This window comes from Sandarakinorhabdus oryzae (assembly GCF_009733735.1).
In the GTDB taxonomy this organism is placed as follows: domain Bacteria; phylum Pseudomonadota; class Alphaproteobacteria; order Sphingomonadales; family Sphingomonadaceae; genus Sandarakinorhabdus; species Sandarakinorhabdus oryzae.
This window is the reverse complement of the sequence record NZ_WNJP01000364.1, coordinates 1-885: the sequence shown is the minus strand read 5'-3', so window position 1 is coordinate 885 and position 885 is coordinate 1. Positions and strand designations below refer to the sequence as shown.

Sequence of the window (885 nt, the reverse complement as noted above, 5' to 3'; positions counted from 1 at the left end):
GCGCCGGCCCGCCACCACCGCCGTGCCGCCGGCGCACGTCACCAGTGCCGCCACCAGCCCGGCCAGCAGCGGCCACGGCAGCGCCAGATCCATGGTCCAGTGGAAGCTCTGCGGGTTGACCACGCGCACCAGCACCAGCGCCATCACCAGCCCCAAGGACAGGCCCGACAGCGCGCCGATCAGGCCCAGCCCCGCCCCTTCCAGCCCCAGCATCTGCAGGATCTGCCGGCGCGGCACACCGATGTGGCGCAACATGCCGAATTCGCGCATGCGGGCCAGCACTTGCGCCGAAAAGCTGGTCGCCACGCCGATCAGGCCGATGATGATGGCAATGGCTTCCAGCGCATAGGTGACGGCGAAACTGCGATCGAAGATGGTCAGCGCCACGTGCCGCATCTCGGCCGGGCGGCCAAACTGGGCCTGGCCCTGCACGGCCGCCGGCAACGCCTCCTGCAACGCCTCCTGCACCGCGCGCGCGTCGGCGCCGGGCTTGAGATCGAAGGCGGCTTCGGTCGCTGTGTCGTCACCGGTGAAGCGGCGATACGCCTCCAGCGGTAGGATGATCGCGCCCCATTGCCGGGCGTAATCGCGCCAGGTGCCGGCGATGAACAGCCGGCGCGGCTGCCCGCCGATCACCAGATCGTGCACTTCGCCGACGCGCCAGCCGTAGAGCCAGGCCAGCGGCTCCGAGATCAGGGCGCGGGTGGTGCCGTCCGGTGCTGGCGCATCCGTTTCCGCGATCAGCGGCACGCTGGCCTGGCCGCCCTGCGCCATCACGGCGACCGCCGGCCGCGCAGGGTCGATCCGCACGCTGATCACCCGCTGAAAGCGCACATGCGCCAGCCCCGGCACCGCCGCCAGCCGCGCCTGATCGGCCGGGGCCAG

The 885-nt window shown here is 71.9% G+C and carries 1 protein-coding gene; it reads right to left on the bottom strand.

Features of this window, described 5'->3' with window-relative positions; genetic code table 11:
• A partial coding sequence (locus GJ693_RS16315) for an ABC transporter permease (RefSeq protein ID WP_156257263.1) occupies positions 1–885 on the bottom strand: 885 nt, incomplete at both ends.